Annotated in this window: 12 protein-coding genes; 6 read left to right on the top strand and 6 right to left on the bottom strand. The window is 61.5% G+C overall.

What is annotated here, in order from left to right:
• Positions 1 to 1,674 carry a serine hydrolase domain-containing protein gene (locus tag NG898_RS16460; RefSeq protein ID WP_252693402.1) on the top strand — a complete coding sequence of 558 codons (1,674 nt, stop codon included), beginning with the start codon at positions 1 to 3 and terminating at the stop codon, positions 1,672 to 1,674.
• A gap of 58 nt (positions 1,675 to 1,732) precedes the next feature.
• On the opposite strand, the gene NG898_RS16465 is transcribed toward NG898_RS16460, so the two are convergent.
• Entirely contained in the window at positions 1,733 to 3,349 is a 1,617-nt protein-coding gene (locus NG898_RS16465; protein WP_252693403.1) for a serine hydrolase domain-containing protein, read from the bottom strand.
• A 30-nt stretch (positions 3,350 to 3,379) separates the two neighbouring features.
• Positions 3,380 to 5,839 (bottom strand): TonB-dependent receptor, encoded by a 2,460-nt coding sequence (locus NG898_RS16470; RefSeq protein WP_252693404.1) that lies wholly within the window; start codon positions 5,837 to 5,839, stop codon positions 3,380 to 3,382.
• Between the two features lie 187 nt (positions 5,840 to 6,026).
• On the opposite strand from NG898_RS16470, the gene NG898_RS16475 reads away from it, so the two are divergent.
• Positions 6,027 to 7,019: an ATP-binding protein gene (locus NG898_RS16475; protein WP_252693405.1), complete on the top strand. Its 993-nt coding sequence runs from the start codon at positions 6,027 to 6,029 to the stop codon at positions 7,017 to 7,019.
• Between the two features lie 128 nt (positions 7,020 to 7,147).
• Positions 7,148 to 8,608, top strand: a complete 1,461-nt coding sequence (locus NG898_RS16480; protein WP_252693406.1) for a M81 family metallopeptidase — start codon at positions 7,148 to 7,150, stop codon at positions 8,606 to 8,608.
• 395 nt (positions 8,609 to 9,003) lie between these two features.
• Here NG898_RS16480 and NG898_RS16485 read toward each other — a convergent pair whose 3' ends face one another.
• On the bottom strand, positions 9,004 to 9,207 hold the full coding sequence (locus tag NG898_RS16485; RefSeq protein WP_252693407.1) for a ribbon-helix-helix protein, CopG family: 204 nt from the start codon (positions 9,205 to 9,207) through the stop codon (positions 9,004 to 9,006).
• A 153-nt stretch (positions 9,208 to 9,360) separates the two neighbouring features.
• Here NG898_RS16485 and NG898_RS16490 point away from each other — a divergent pair, with 153 nt between their 5' ends.
• From NG898_RS16490 to NG898_RS16500, 3 genes are all read left to right on the top strand, one after another.
• On the top strand, positions 9,361 to 9,612 hold the full coding sequence (locus NG898_RS16490) for an HPr family phosphocarrier protein (RefSeq protein WP_252693408.1): 252 nt from the start codon (positions 9,361 to 9,363) through the stop codon (positions 9,610 to 9,612).
• A 39-nt stretch (positions 9,613 to 9,651) separates the two neighbouring features.
• Positions 9,652 to 10,482 carry a fused MFS/spermidine synthase gene (locus NG898_RS16495; RefSeq protein ID WP_282562200.1) on the top strand — a complete coding sequence of 277 codons (831 nt, stop codon included), beginning with the start codon at positions 9,652 to 9,654 and terminating at the stop codon, positions 10,480 to 10,482.
• A gap of 114 nt (positions 10,483 to 10,596) precedes the next feature.
• Positions 10,597 to 10,944, top strand: a complete 348-nt coding sequence (locus NG898_RS16500; protein ID WP_260780931.1) for a YkgJ family cysteine cluster protein — start codon at positions 10,597 to 10,599, stop codon at positions 10,942 to 10,944.
• Between the two features lie 551 nt (positions 10,945 to 11,495).
• Here NG898_RS16500 and NG898_RS16505 read toward each other — a convergent pair.
• Genes NG898_RS16505 through NG898_RS16515 form a run of 3 tightly spaced genes read right to left on the bottom strand, consistent with a single transcriptional unit; the run spans position 11,496 to position 15,359 of the window.
• Positions 11,496 to 12,383 (bottom strand): OmpW/AlkL family protein, encoded by an 888-nt coding sequence (locus tag NG898_RS16505; RefSeq protein WP_252693409.1) that lies wholly within the window; start codon positions 12,381 to 12,383, stop codon positions 11,496 to 11,498.
• Positions 12,384 to 12,441: 58 nt separating this feature from the next.
• A complete protein-coding gene (locus NG898_RS16510) occupies positions 12,442 to 14,406 on the bottom strand; it encodes an acyl-CoA synthetase (protein ID WP_252693410.1) in 1,965 nt (654 codons plus the stop codon).
• Positions 14,403 to 15,359 (bottom strand): fumarylacetoacetate hydrolase family protein, encoded by a 957-nt coding sequence (locus tag NG898_RS16515; RefSeq protein WP_252693411.1) that lies wholly within the window; start codon positions 15,357 to 15,359, stop codon positions 14,403 to 14,405. Before NG898_RS16515 ends, NG898_RS16510 begins: the two co-directional genes overlap by 4 nt.
• Positions 15,360 to 15,367: the final 8 nt, after the last annotated feature.

Here is a 15,367-nt window from a genome sequence, read left to right on the forward strand (position 1 = left end):
ATGTACGAGGCGCTATCGGCGCTGTTTCGCCCCTACGCGTGCAGCGATGGTCCGGGCGTGGTTGTCGGTATCGCTCAGCATGGTGAACTGCTCTACCGCAAGGCATTCGGCATGGCGAATCTTGAGCACGCGCGCGCGCTGACGACCGCCACGCGCCTGCGCATCGGCTCAGTCAGCAAGCACTTCACCTGCCTGGCTGCACTGCTGCTCTGCGAGGAGGGCCTTCTCGCTGCGGACGCCGGCATCGGAACCTATATTCCTGAGCTCTCGCGTGCCGGCGGTGCGCCGACACTGCGTCAATTGATGTCCCACCGCGGCGGGCAACGATGCGCGCTCGATCTGGCCTTGCTGACGCAAGGCTTGGCCATCCCGCCGCGTGGCGCAACGCTCGCCGCACAGATCCGCCAGCGCGACGAGAATTTCCGCCCAGGCGAACGCATGATGTATTCGAACGGGGGCTATCACTTGTTGTCGCTCGCCATTGAGCGCGCCAGCGGCATGCCGTTTGATGCATTCCTGAATGCGAGGATCTTTACTCCGATGGGCATGCACCAGACGGCCTCCATCGACAACGACATGGCCGTGGTGCCGGGCATCGCCAGCTTTCATGTGCCGGATGGCGAAGGCGGGTATCTGCGCGGCATCTTTCCCTCAAGAGAGATCCTGGGTGAAGGCGGCATCGTTTCGACGGTCGATGACATGCTGCGATGGACTGCGCACATGCATGGCGAAAAGATCATCGGCACGGATGCGACCGGGGCGCAGATGTTGGAGATGCCCGTGTTTTCCAGCGGACAGCGCAGCAACTACGCCCTGGGCCTCAAGCAAACCATCTATCGCGGCGTCGAGCTCACCCATCATTCGGGCGGTGTCGTCGGGGGCACCAGCCATATGCTGTTCTCCGCCACACACGGGCTGGATGTGGTGCTCCTCAGCAACGGCGCGGTCGGCACCCCAATCGATCTCGCCCATCGCATCGTCGATATCGTGCTCGCCACTGTCTTGAGCGGCGACGGGCCGCCGATACCAGCGCGTGCGTCGGCACATGCTGCGCGGGTTGGCTGCTATCGCTCATTGGAGAGCAATGCGGTGTATGCACTGCAGGACCACGACGGCGCATTGGCGCTGGGTGGTTGGCTCTGCGCGGGGAAGCCCCTGCCGCTTTACCCCATCGAAGGAAGCCCCACCAACGATGTCGCCATTGAAGCCGGCTCTGACGGAACCTTCTCCGTGCACTGGGGAATGCACAACGCGCCCGATGACATCGACCATCTCCGGATCGCCCATTGCGGCCATGCCGAGACATTCGAACGCGTTGCTGAAGCGCCCCCGATGACGGCCGAGATCGCCGCTGAGGTGTGTGGCATCTACGAGAGCCACGATGCCAACGCCCGCGCCGTCATCGAACCCGATCCGGCCGACCACAGTACTTTGATACTCCGTATGCAAGGCTCAGCTGGAGGGTGTGATTATCGACTGACGCCTATCGCCGATCACGTCTTTGGCATGGATCCCATCGCCCCACTGGCTTTCATCGATGGCATCGTTACGCTATCGCGAGACCCATCCCAGCAGGTGACGCCCGGCTTCCGCATTGATACCCAACGGAGCCGACGTGTCACATTCATGCGGGCAGTTGGCAACCGGCCACGATATCCGGAGCCCTGCCTCTGAGACACAGCGGTTGACGTAAAAAAAAAGCGGAGCGGCACCGTTGCCGCTCCGCCTGTTCTCATATCTCCCGCGAGAAAGCGAGGCCACGTGTGCGCGAGGTATCCAGCCAGAAACGGGAAGCGCGCCCGTTCACACGATCGACGGTCAGCACACCGGCGGAGAAACCTTGCGCGTCCGCCGGTTCAAACGTGAAGACGTCTTCGCTAACGGGGACAAGCCGGTAGTTGACACCACCCATGGGGCCCTCCAGCCGCATCGATACGGAGCCGTCCGAGAGCGTCAGTCCAGCATGCCCTGCTGCATCACCGCTGAAGTAAGCGCCCTCCATGCCCGCGAAGGCATCGGAGACAGGTGGCGCCTCATCTGGCAGCCGTTCCAGTAGCGATGCATGGCCGCAGTCGATGAACTCGATGGCCGTCACGCGGCCGGCCGACGTCTCGCCGGGCCGAATCATCAGCGCGCCACCCGTACCGTCCTCGATGCGCAAACCGTCCGATGTCTCAATTAACGGTAGCGCCAGGTGCTTCTGGTTATGTATGACGGCAGCAAGGTGCCCATCCCGATCGACAACCTCACAGTACGCTCGATCGGCGCTCGAGAAGTATCGGCCCAGCAGCGTTTCATTGCCGCGGGTGGTCAGTGGCTCGGCGCGCGATGCGCCGAGTACCTCGTCGCCCAGAACAACGTCGACAATCTGCGTTGCGAGTGCAATCGGGTCCACCGGCGCACCGTTGGTAAGAATCACCACGTCAAGCGCATGCGCCGCCACGGTCAACATCTGGCATGACCCACCGAACACGCCGCCGGCATGGTGGAGCAACTCAACATTCCGATGCGGTGTGCGCATCAACCCAAGCGCGTACACACCTTCGGCACCACTGGAATAGCGCGGTTTGGTCAGCATCTGCCGCCACACGTCCTGGGTGCCGAGCTTGTCGGGCGCGCGCAGATGGGCCGTCCAGCGCAGCATGTCATCGATGGTGGACACGATGCCGCCTTCACCCCGCACTTCCCACGAAGGGAACAAGCCGCGAATAAAGCCACCCGTTCCGTCCGGTACGTGCTGGGTGGCCATGCGCGGCCGAATCTGCATGTCGTCGGCGACGGCCTCGGTATCGACCATGCCCATCACACGGAAGATGCGCTCCGACAGGAAGCTCTCGAACGGCATGCCGCTGACGCGCTCAATGGCAAGCGACAGCAGGTGGTAGCCGCCGTTGCAGTAAATCATCCGCTCCCCAGGGCGGAAATTGACGTCGCGTTGGCGGACCTCCGTCGCCAAGGCCGCGCCCCGAGGCATGGTCACCACGCCCTGCGTCAACACCCACAGGTCGAGGTAACAGCGGTAGCCGCCGGTGTGCGTCATCAACTGGCGTAACGTGGGATCGCCCGCGAGCACCGGCAACTCCGGGATATACGAGCGGATGCCCGCGTCGACATCCAGCTTGCCCTCTTCTGCCAGCAGCAGCGCCGCGAGACACGTGAAGTGCTTGCTCGTCGAGCCGATCCGCATGCGCGTTGCGGGCGTGTTGATGGTGCCGTGCTCAATGCTGGCCAGCCCGAAGCCGCGCCGGTAAAGCGCATCCCCTCGCAACGCGACGCCGACCGCGAGGCCCGGCTGGTCCGCTTTGTTGTACGGCTCCAGCAACGCGTCGAGTTGCTTCCTGATATCCATTGGATCGTGTGTCATTTCGAGTGATGTGCGTTAGAAGGGAACCGTCAGCGTTGCACCGATCGTGCGAGGCTGTGCCACGCTGACCAGCGCAGGTCCACCCATCGGAACCAGGGACGTACCTGCCGCAAGCAATGCACGGCGGTCGAACAGGTTGCGAACGTAGAAAGCGAGGCTGAACTTCTTGAAGTCGAGTCCTGCCTGCAGATCCGTCATGGCATAGCCCGGCAGGGGATAGTCTGGGCGGCCTGTATTGCTTCCAAAGCCAGCATGGCGACTGCCGACAAACCGTTGACTCACACCTGCGTAGGCTGGATATCCGTTCACCGCGAAGAGGTAGCTGGCCGATAGCGTGGCGGCAACCCGTGCCGAGTTTGGAAGCGGATCGCCCGCATTGGTGCCCGTGTTGACATTGCCCGTGGTCAGCTTCGCGTCGATGAGTGACACGCTCAGACCAAGATTCCAGTGGCGATTCGGACGGAACGCGCTGGAGAGCTCCAACCCTCGAATCCTCGCATCACCGGCATTGAGCACTTGATTGACGCCATTGACCGCGCCGAACTGCTGGATGTTCTTCCACTCGATGTCGTACACCGCCATCGCAACCGACATGCGCTTGTCCAGAAGATCGGCCTTGTAGCCGGCCTCGTAGGTCCACAGCGTGTCGGGGCGGAACGTGGGATTCCCAGACGAAGGCAGCCCCGTGACTGGATCAACCAGCAGCGCATTCGGCCCACCAGGGCGATACCCGCTGGCAGCGCGCAGGTAGACGTTGCTGTCTTTCGTCAGCGCATAGTTCGCCGTAAGCATGTACGTCTTGCTGGTATCCGACGAGGGGGCGGTAATGGTCTGCGTGGGCCCCGCGAGCGCGCCAAACGTGGTCTGCTGGTACTCCTGCGTGTTGTGTGCCACACGGAGGCCGCCGGTCAGCGACAGGCGCGGGGTCAGGTGATAGGTCAGATCCCCGTAGGCCGCGTATTCGCTGTAGGTGCTCGGTGCCTCAAGCGCGGTCAAATTGGGGCCGACGGTTCCGTCGGGCAGCGTTGTAATGAGCCCTTGGCTCGCGTCACTGCGCTCGCGCGTGTAGAACACGCCCGCAAGCCATTCCAACGTCCGGTTACCTGGCGAGGTCAGACGAAATTCCTGCGTGAACTTGTTCGTCGTCGCCACGTTCTTTGCGGCAACGGAACTCACGTTGAGGCCGAGGCCGTTGAGCAGCGGAACGTACACCACCGACAAGTCTTGCGGCGCATCCGATCGCATCGACTGGTATGACGTGATCGAATTCGCGCGTGCCCAGCCGAACTCGTACTCAACCCCGGCGGAATAGAGTTGGACGTTCTGATGAAAGGGCTCCGTCGTAAAGAGCCGCGTTGTCAGATCGCCGTCCACGGGTTGCCCATTTTTGCCATAGGCAACGTAGTTCGGTGCATTGCGGTTGATGTTCTGCGTCAACGCGGTCAGGCGCAGCGTCAACTGATTCGTGGGCGTCAGAAGAAACGACGCGCGCGCGCCATAGGTATCGCCGCGGTCAATACGTGAACCGGCCTGTGGCCCTACAGCATCGACATAGCCCGCGTCGTGTTGGCTGAACATCGAAATCCGTGCCGCCGCCACATCGGTCTTCAACGGAAGATTCAACACGGCGTTGGCGGAGTTGTTCACGCCGCCATGCTTGGTGACGGAAAGGCCTGCAGACGCGCGGCCCGAAAATTCACCGGAATCCGGCTCGTTGGTGACGTACTTGAGCAATCCGCCCATCGCACCCGCACCGTACAGCGTTCCTTGAGGACCCCGCAGAATTTCGATGTGATTGAGGTCCAGCAGGCTCATGTCGAGCGCGAACGTTGCACCCTGGGAGAACACGGTGCTGCCGCCAAATGCCACGTCGTCGACGTACACGCCGACGGTCGGCCCGGTCTGCTCACCTGTCGTCACGCCGCGCATGCTGATTTGCCCAGAGCCGCTGCCGCCCGCCGTGTTCAGGTCAACACCGGGTTCCGACGACAGGAAGTCGGACATGGTCTTTGCGCCGCCTTTCTGCAACTCTTCAGCCGAAACCACGTTGATCTGCATCGGCACTTCACGTGCGGGCTCCCGGCGGCGCGTTGCCGTCACCACCACCGTGTTGAGGGTGGCGCCTTCTTTACCCTGCGAGACGGAAGTCTCGGCTCCCTGCGCCCTCTTCTCAGCCGGGGCCGTCCCGCTTTCAGGCCTCGCTCCAGTTGCCGTATCCGACGCTGCATCAGGCGCCGCAACCTGCACCATGTCCTGTGAAGGCTTCACCGTTTGTGCGTGCGCGTACAGGGACGCCAAGCCAAGTACCGGGCCGGCAAACCACGTCATATATCGCCCACCCTGGCGAAACTGAGACGCGGTCGCATCCACTCTACGCGCCCTTCGATTGTTCATTTTCACTGTCGTCTCCTCCGAGTTTTCCGCTTTCTGATTGCGGTGTTCAAAGCACCGTTTCACTTCGCAACTCGTCGCCAACGGTAAGTGCATGGCATTTCTGTTTCGTGTGTACTTTGTATCGGTCCTGAAACAAGCAGAGGTGCAACATCGTCCCCGTCGTTCATTGTTTCAACGTTGAAATGGAATACAAACAAAGTCGATACAGTCGCGCGCGATAATCCCCCTATGCTGATTTCTATTCGTATTCGACGTACCTAGGACGCATATGCCCAAGCCATCATTTGATTCCGCGTTCTATCGTTTGCTATTCGTGATGCTGGCCATGGTGCTGATGACACAGGCCTGCGCAGCTCTCGTCTTGTGGTGGTTCTACAGCGCCGCAGCGTTCAAGGCGCCTCCGGGCATGAGCGTTCCGCTACAGCTATTTCTGGCCGTGCTGATTCAACTGGTGCCGCTATTGATCTCGTCCTGGATCGGCGCGCGCATGCTCGCGGCACCGTTTCGTTCACTGGCCCAAGGGGCTGCCGAATTGGCGAACCACATCGACGCTTCGCCCATCCAGGAAGCCGGCCCGATCGAAGCGCGGCAGGCGGCACAGGTTTTCAACTCGATGCAAGCGGCCATACGGCGCCAGATGAGTGAGCGAAATCAATTCCTAGCCGCCGTCTCGCACGATCTACGCACCCCATTGACGCGCATGCGGCTACGCCTTCGCACGCTTGAAGACCGGGAGTTGAATGACCGGCTCCAAAGCGACATCGACGAGATGACGCAGTTGTTGGACGCCACGTTGTCGTTCTTGCGGAACGCGGAAGTCGTTGAAGCCTTCAGCCCGGTTGATATCAACGCGCTGGTGGATGCGATTGCGGAAGATGCCGCCGAACGCGGGCAGCGCGTCACCGTCAGCGGCGAGATACGCGCGCTGATGGCGCAACCGCTTGGTTTGAAGCGATGCCTGACGAATCTGGTGGCCAACGCCATCCGATACGGAGAGGAGGCGCATATTCATCTGACTGACGGACCCTCGTTCATCTGCATTGATGTCGCCGATCGTGGCCCGGGTATCCCCGAGGCGCAGTTGTCACGCGTGCTTGAACCGTTCTACCGGCTTGAGAGCTCGCGCAACAAGGACACTGGCGGCACGGGCCTCGGACTGGCCATCGCGAGCGACATCGTCAAGCGGCATAACGGAGCGCTTGAGCTGCGCAACGATCCGGCCGGAGGACTGGTAGCGACGGTGAGACTGCCGCGCCGGTAGCCCGCCCAGCCGCCGTGTTGCCTGCGGCCGCACTCTCGTGTCGAACGCGATACAGAGTGCTCACAAACTAGCAACAGCGTGTGCCTACAGTGAGGTTTCGATCTCCACGCCCTCTCGTAGGATTCACGATGAAACTATTCACTGCTCAGCTTGCGACCGAAACGAATACGTTCGCGCCCTGCCCCACTGGCTGGGGCGGCTTTGAGGAATCGGGCATCTTTCATGGCGACGCAAGCCTGCGAGCCCCGCAAGGCATGGGGTTCGCCCTTGCGGAAGTGCGGCGACTTGCGGAACGCGACGGGCATGAGATCGTCGAGGGCATTTGCGCAGAGGCGCAACCATCAGGCCCGACGATTCGCGCGGTCTATGAATCGCTGCGGGACGAGATCCTAGGCAAGATCGAAGCAGCGCAGCCACTTGGCGGCGTGCTCCTGGTACTGCACGGCGCGATGGTGGCCGAGGGATACGACGACTGTGAAGGTGATCTGCTATCTCGGGTGCGAGCCATTGTCGGCCCCGAAGTGCCGATTGCCGCCACACTCGATCCGCACTGCCATTTCACGGAGCGCATGCGGCGCTCGGCAGACATCCTGATCGCCTACAAGGAGTATCCGCACACCGATCCCATCGATCGTTTGCGTGAAGCGTATCAACTGCTGCTCGACACCGCGGCAGGCAAGATCCGCCCCACCACAGGTGTGTACGACTGCCGCATGGTTGGGGCCTGGCACACCACCAGTGAGCCAATGGCTACGTTCGTTCAACGCATGAAATCGCTGGAAGGACGGGACGGCGTGTTGTCCGTGTCGCTCGGGCATGGGTTCCCATGGGGCGATGTTCCGGAGGCTGGCGCAAAGTTTTGGGTGGTGACCGACAACAACCTCGCCGATGCGACGGCGCTGGCCACGCAGCTTGGCCACGAATTCTGGGCCCAGCGCGAAGCCACGCGGCCTGCATGGCTCGACGTCGATACTGGGCTGGACCGCGCCCTGGAGGTTGGCAGCGGCCCCGTCGTGATCGGCGACGTTGCCGACAATCCGGGGGGCGGGGCGCCAGGAGACAACACGGTCATCCTGCGCCGGATCATCGAGCGACAGATCGCAAACGTCGCCATCGGGTGCTTCTGGGATCTCGGTGCGATCCAGATCTGTCACGACGCCGGCGTGGGCGCAACCTTCGATTTGCGCTTGGGTGGCAAATGCGGTGTGGCCTCGGCAGACCCGTTGGACCTGCGCGTGACCGTGCGCGCGCTGTCCGATCAACATACGCAGAGCATTTCGGGATTGACCATTCCGTTTGGGCGAGCCGTTTGGCTCGAGGCCGCCAATGGTGTCGATATTGTTCTGGCCTCGGTACGCAACCAAGTGGTTGGCGTTGACGCGTTCACGGGTCTGGGGATCGATTTTGAAAGCAAGCGGCTGGTTGTCGTGAAATCAACCCAGCACTTTCAAGCCGAATTCGCCCCGCGCGCCAAGGCGATCTTCCATATCGCAGCGCCCGGGGCTGTCACACCGAGCTTCGCCGATCTGAACTATCGGCGTCGCGATCTCAACTATTGGCCCCGCTTGTCGAACCCCTTCGAGGCGTAAGCCCGCGAACCGGACATTTTCAAATCTGTGGCCGTGAAGAGGCCACGCCTTGCTGCTGTCCGGACAAATTCCCTTTGATGCCGATAACAAGCGTGAGTCCTTAGCAAATCAATTTGGCCCGCCCCGTGCCAGTGGCGCGCAGCAAAAGATACCCCTGCATTTCAGCGTTGACACCATCGAGACGCTATATGAATTGGGGTTGTTCTCAGCCACAAGCTGGAAACAGCCCCGTTCCCTTAAACCCGTTCGAACAGAGCGCTTGGGGAGCGCAGGCGTGCGCCAAGGCCGTGGCCGCATGGTTTGCCGTCGCGCTGGCGTCAGCGTATCCGTCCCTCCCAGGACACAGGCAACGCGTCAGTGCAATTCGAGGTGATCCGCCCTGAGGGGCTCAGAGACTACGGATTGCGTTTTTGTGTCGGGGTGGCCGTCCCGACTTTGGGGCGGGTCGCATAGCTGACGCCGTGCTGCTCCAGATAGTCGCGAATCAACTGCCGCACCACTTGCGACGGCGTCTGATCTTGCGCCGCGCACAACTTCTCGAAGGACTTCTTCTTCACCGGATCGATCAACACGGTGAGACGCGCAGTCTTGGATTCCATGTGGAGTATCATTGCATGATAATGTCATTATCATTATATACAACCATGCACCAAAGCACAGCCTGAGACGCGCGTTAGGTGCTCCGCCCCCAGTTCGCGGTGCAGCCAGGCGACCGCGAGCCTGTTTGGAATTCACCGTTTTTTGAGGATGCCGTGGTAGAAGCGACGATCGAGATGACCTGCCGCGTTGGTCTGCAAGGCAGTGGATCTGCGCGGCTGGTACATGCCGCCAGCCAGTTCGATTGCGACATCCTGCTCGTCTGCAACGAGCGCACGGCAAACGCCAAGAATGTCATGGAGGTCATGCGGCTCCCCGCCCGCGCGGGCGCCAAGGTCATGATCCAGGCCGTTGGTCGGGATGACGCCGCCGCAGTGAAAGTCATTGCAGCACTGCTGAGTGCCTGACTCATTCATACGAACGCTTGATCAAGATCGGCAATTGATATGTCTTACGGCTCCCTTGACGCCTATGTGAAGTTTCTCGCCGAAGCCCCTAACGACGGGACGCCAACGCTGCTGGAAACTGCGCACGAACTGTCGCTCCATTTTGACGTGCATGGGGTACAGAGCCTCATGTCAAGGCGCGACCCAAACAAGTTGGTGCTCGGCTATACCCGAACGATGATGGGCTTTCTGCTCCTGCAGCCGGCGCCTGCCCGAATCTCCATGATCGGCTTGGGCGGCGGCTCGTTGGCCAAGTACTGTTACCACCATCTCCCCGATACCAAGGTGGTGGCAATCGAGATCGACCCTGCTGTAATCGCTTTGCGCGATACGTTCCACATTCCCCGCGACGACGATCGCTTCGAAGTGATCTGCGCGGACGGCGCCGAGTATGTCAAAGGACAGGATGCCCGACCCGATGTGATTCTGGTCGACGGATTTCTGGCGCATGGCATGGCGGCGCAACTGGGGACAGCAGACTTTTACGCTGCCTGTTACGCGCGCCTTGCCGACGATGGCGTTCTGGTTGCCAACTTCCTCGAGAGTGATCGCGATATCCCGTTCTACCTTGAGGAGTTGCACTCGGTATTCGGCGAGTCGTTCTCCGTTTCGACGTCCGAGGACAGCTGCAACTACACGTTGTTCGCTTGGAAGGGGTCGTGGAAACTTCCGGCGCTGGACACGCTGCTCACGCGTGCGCGCACGCTGGAGATGGAGCACGCTCTGAACTTGCGCTTGGCTGCGCGCCACCTGAAGCAAAGCAAACGGCTCGCGTCGGATCTCGAATTCTGGCAAGAGCAGGCGAGCTGGCAGCGCGGCGGCGGACGCTGAATCGACCAGAGCTGAAAGCCCTTGCCACGGAAGTGACCACGCCCATTCGCATATGCCGGGAAACGTGTCCACGATGGACGACAACCTTGTGCTCAGCTACGCCTAACTACACCGATGCATAGCCAAAAAATCAGGTTTCTTCGCTCACGAATTCCCACATTCGAGTGCATTCCGGGATGTCACGATTGTTGTGGACCCGTGACCACCTCAACGGAGGAGATGTCGAGGCTTCCCGTTAAGAGCGATGCCGAGCGCGACACTGCGCTGGCAAACCTAAGTTGCCCTCATCTGGATACCAAGGGATGCAGCGTGTATTTGGAGCGCCCCTTGATTTGTCGCTTGTTTGGTACGACTCCACGGCTTCCCTGCCCGCACGGAAGGCGGCCGGACGAAATGATCGATCCTAAAATTGAACAAAAGATTCAGCGCTTCTTTCTTGAGGTGCGTCACGTTCTAGTCTGAGGCAAGGCGACCGCTGCCGGTAACAACAGACGCAGGCAATCCGCTATCGCAGGCCGCCCTGCGCAGGAGAAGAGCCAACGCTGGCGGCCAGTAATGGTCGTGGCTGTTGAACGTCATCGCATATTGATACGGCCCCGTGGCGGAGAACCCCCTTCCCCATCAGCGGGTTGGGCGCTAGGCTGAATCTCACGCTCACCCTCAGACACTGAAGCTTCACCCTTAATCACTGAAGCTTCACCCCTAAACACTGGAGCTCCACCCTCAGACACTGGAGCTTCACCCTCAGACACTCAAGCTCCACCCTCAAAGAGTCGAACGTCAGGGCCAAACACTGAAACGTCACTGTCGGAGGGTCGCGTTTTCAGCCTCAAGCACTGGAATCTCACTGTTTGGGGGTCGTACTCCACTGTCTGAGGGTCGAGCTTCACTCTTCAACACTCGAGCTCCACGGTCTGAGCCTCGCGCTCTGCCCCACCGCGGATGCCCAGGCACGAGCGGCGTTGAGCCTCACCGGGTTCATCAGCTCGCTCACCCTTGGTTTCTCCGATCCGCTAGAACCGGTATCCAACGTTCAGGCTGAAGACGACTGGCTTCACGTTGATCTCCGTCTTGTTGACGGCCAGCACCTGGCCTTCCTGGCTGCGCAGCGTGATGGTGGATGTGGTCTTCAGAGGCAGATAGGCGACGGTGCCGACAAGCGTCCAGTTCTGGGCGAACTCGTACGACGCACCAATGTTGGCGACGGGCGCCCACGAACTGGAGGTCGCAGCCGACACCTTGGCGGGGCCGGTGGGAATCTGGCCCATGCCCAACTGAAGGACTTGGCCGAGGTTCTGCATGGCGCTGACGAAATTCGAGTTCAGGCGTAGTTGGGTGAAGAAGTTGTAGCTGACGCCCGCACCGATGAACGGGCGCAGCTTGCTCTGTGCGGTTCCGAAGTAGTACTGCCCAATGAGCGCCGGGTTCCACGCGCGGGCACATGCAACGGGGTTGTTCTTAGGCAGACCCAGATCGATGAGCGTGAGGTTCCCAAGCCCCGGCACGGGCGCGACGACCTTGCCACGACCGTAGATGTTCGTGGTGGGTGGGATGCCCCCGACCGCCGTAACGGCCCAGTTGTCGTTGACGAAATATGTCTGCGTGAGCGACAGCGTGGTGGAGCTGCCCGTCTTGGCACTGGTGCCGGGCGACTCATAGCTACCCAGGCCAAGCGCGCTGGTTGAGGTGGACAGCGGCGTTGACGAATCCGTGGGATGAATACGAAGCACCCCAACCGAGAGCACGTTGCGCCCGCGTATGTATCGGTCAAAGAAGCTGGCATCGCTGCCGGGCGGGTCTTCGTTTGATTGCGCATGTGCCAAGGGTGCTGCCATTGCAATGGCAGCCGCCACGGCAAAAAATGAACGAGCGGGGGCAACGCGCAGGGTGAAGTGCGCCATGGTTTGTCTCCTGTTTTGGAATCGTTGTATTGGCTAAGGCAAGCTGGGGCGTGACGGACTAGGGAGGCGCGCCTCCGTCTGGCGAGATGGAAAACGAAAATGGGAATCGGCCAAGGACCGCTGCCACGCCATCGTGCAATGCAGGGTCACGCAGGCCGGCACGTACCAGGATGCCGGTGGTCTTGTCCTCATCCAGCACGAGGCGCACACCCTCGATACCTGCCTCGCGCAACGCGCAGTGCAAGGCATCGGCGGTTTCCATGCGCTTGAGTGCGGGCTTGAAGATCTTGCCCACCGCTGTGAGCGGCATGGCATCCACGATGTGAATCTGCTTTGGCTGTGCAGCGCGCTCAAGGATGGCTTCGCGCACGAAGTTCGCAAGTTCTTCGTGGCTGGCCGTGGCGCCGGGCTTGAGCTGGACGTATGCCACTGGCAGTTCGCCCGCATGCATATCTGGCCGCCCGATGGCCGCTGCAATCTGAACAGCCGGGTGCCGGTGCAGCGGCTCCTCAATGGTGGCCGGATCAATGTTGTGGCCACCACGGATGATGAGTTCCTTCTTTCTGCCGGTCAGCCAGAAATAGCCATCCCGATCCATGCGGCCAAGATCGCCGGTGTTGAGCCACGCCCGGTCATCGCCCAGGTCGATCCACAAGCCCTTGTTGTGCTCTGGCTGCACGTAGCCGCCAAACACGTTTGGCCCCGAGATGACCAGGACCCCAGGTTCGTCCGTAACGCAATCGCGCACATACCGCCCGTCTTCACCGAGCACCACGGCCTTCATGAGCTGGCCCGGCACACGCAGGCCAATGGAGCCGAGCCGCCGGTCGCCCAGCGGTGGGTTGACGCTGCTCACGCAGGTGCCTTCCGTCAGGCCGTAGCCCTCCAGAATCTTGACGCCGGTGCGCTGCTGGAACGTGCGGAAGACTTCGACGGGCATGGGTGCCGCGCCGCACAGGCCGTATTCCAACGAGCTGATGTCGCGCTCGCCCACGGGCACATCCAGCAACGCCGCATACAGGGTCGGCACGGCGCTGAAGAAGTTGATGCGGTGGCGCTCGACGATTTCCCAGAAGCGCGCGACAACTCCGTCGCCGCGATACCCCTGCGGTGTGCCGAGCACCACGTGCGCACCCTTGGAAAACGGCAGAAGCCCGGTTGCCAGCACCGCGTTCACATGAAACAGCGGCAACCCGCAGAAGATCGTCTTGCCGGGCCCCACGCTGTTGCCGAGGAACTGCCCGGCCGCCCACGCATTGGCCACTTCATTGCCATGGCTGCGCATGGCAATCTTGGGTAGCCCCGTGGTGCCGCCTGTGCAGAAATACGAAGAGGTATCCCCTGCTTTGAACACGCGCGGATACGCGAGCGTTGCGCCAGATTCACGCGCCATCGCCCTGCCGAAATCGTGCAGGTGGATATGTCTGGGCACGGCGGCGCGAACACCGTCCCGGCCGTGCAGCCGTGTGCATTCCCGGCGCTGCACGAGCCACGCCATCCAGCCCTTGGGCCCGCGCACGCGATCAGCCAGATTGACGAGCACCAGATGCTCGAGCGATGCCACTTCACCCAGAATGCGCTGCACCTTGGGCCACAGATCGGTTCCGGGAAACGGCGCCAGCGTGACCAGCACGCGCGCGCCGGCCGCCTTCAGCAGATCGGCAATGGCAGGCCCTTCGAGCAGCGGATTGATGGCGCAGACCGTGCCCGCTGCCTCTCCGCCCCAAATCACGAAATGCGTTTCCGGCAGATTCGGCAGCACGTAGGCGACCACCTCATCCCGGCGGATGCCGAGCCGCGTCAACAGGTTCGCCGTGCGCGTGATGTCTCGCACAAGCTCGCGATACGTCCACGTCTGGGGCTTGCGGTGATCTGCCGCGCGCAAGAAGAACGACAGCGCTGGGGCCGACGGGTTGATGGCCGCGCCGCGCCGGATCATCTCGTACGTGCTGGTTGGCAGATCTGCCGGCATTCCTCTCGCTTCAATGGCGAGGATGTCGCTCTGGTTTGCAATGCCGTTCATGCTGCGTCTTCCACGACGCGGTTGCGCTGCGTGCCCAGGTCGATCTCGCTGTCCGCACTGAAGATGCGCGATTCGACGATGTCGCCGGGCTTCAGATACTGCGGCCGCGCAGCCTGCACCTTCATGAACATTCGCCACTTGGTGGCGTCCGGCAACAGCGCGGCAATGCGCTGCTTGGCGGGTGATGGAACGCTCAGCGCGCAGCCGGCGGGTGTGCCCGTGGCGATCAGGTCGCCGGTGTGCAGATCATGAACGCCCGACAACTCGGTCAAGGTCTCTGCGGGGCCGTGAACCAGGTTGGCGGTGCAGTCGCTCTGCCGCGTCACGCCGTTGACGGTCAGCCTGAGTTGCAGGTCGCGCAGCCGGCCAAAGTCGCGCGGCTGCAGCAGACACAGATACGGGCCTACCGGGCCGAACGTGCGATAGCTCTTCCCCTTGTAGAACTGCATCTGCGGAATCTGGATGTCGCGCGCCGAGTAGTCGTTCACGATGACGATGCCGGCTACGTACTCGTGCAGGTTGGCGTCGGTTACCGGCTGGCGCGTTGTTACCTCGCGTTTCATGACGAGGCCGAGTTCGATCTCATAGTCGAGAAACTGCACGTGTCGTGGCCGCACAAGATCCGAAGTGGCCGAAACAATGCAGCCCGGTGCCTTGGTGAACACCATGTTGAAGTGCTTGGCGTCCGGATTCATGCCCGACTCGATCATGTGCTGCCGATAGTTCGCACCCAGACAGATGAACTGCTGGTTGCGCGTGACCGGCGAGAGGATCTCAACCTCCGACACCTTGATGGCGTGGCCGGCCAATCCGGACAGCGCCTCGACCGTGTTGGACTGGAGAAAGGCGGAGGTGGTCGGATACTCCCCCGGGACGGGCGTGATCATGCCGGCGCGGATCACTCCCCACTGGGCGCGACCCTGGTATCGGTAATGCAGAACATTCAATGCCATGGCGTATC

Source organism: Ralstonia mojiangensis (assembly GCF_023955645.1).
GTDB lineage: Bacteria > Pseudomonadota > Gammaproteobacteria > Burkholderiales > Burkholderiaceae > Ralstonia > Ralstonia mojiangensis.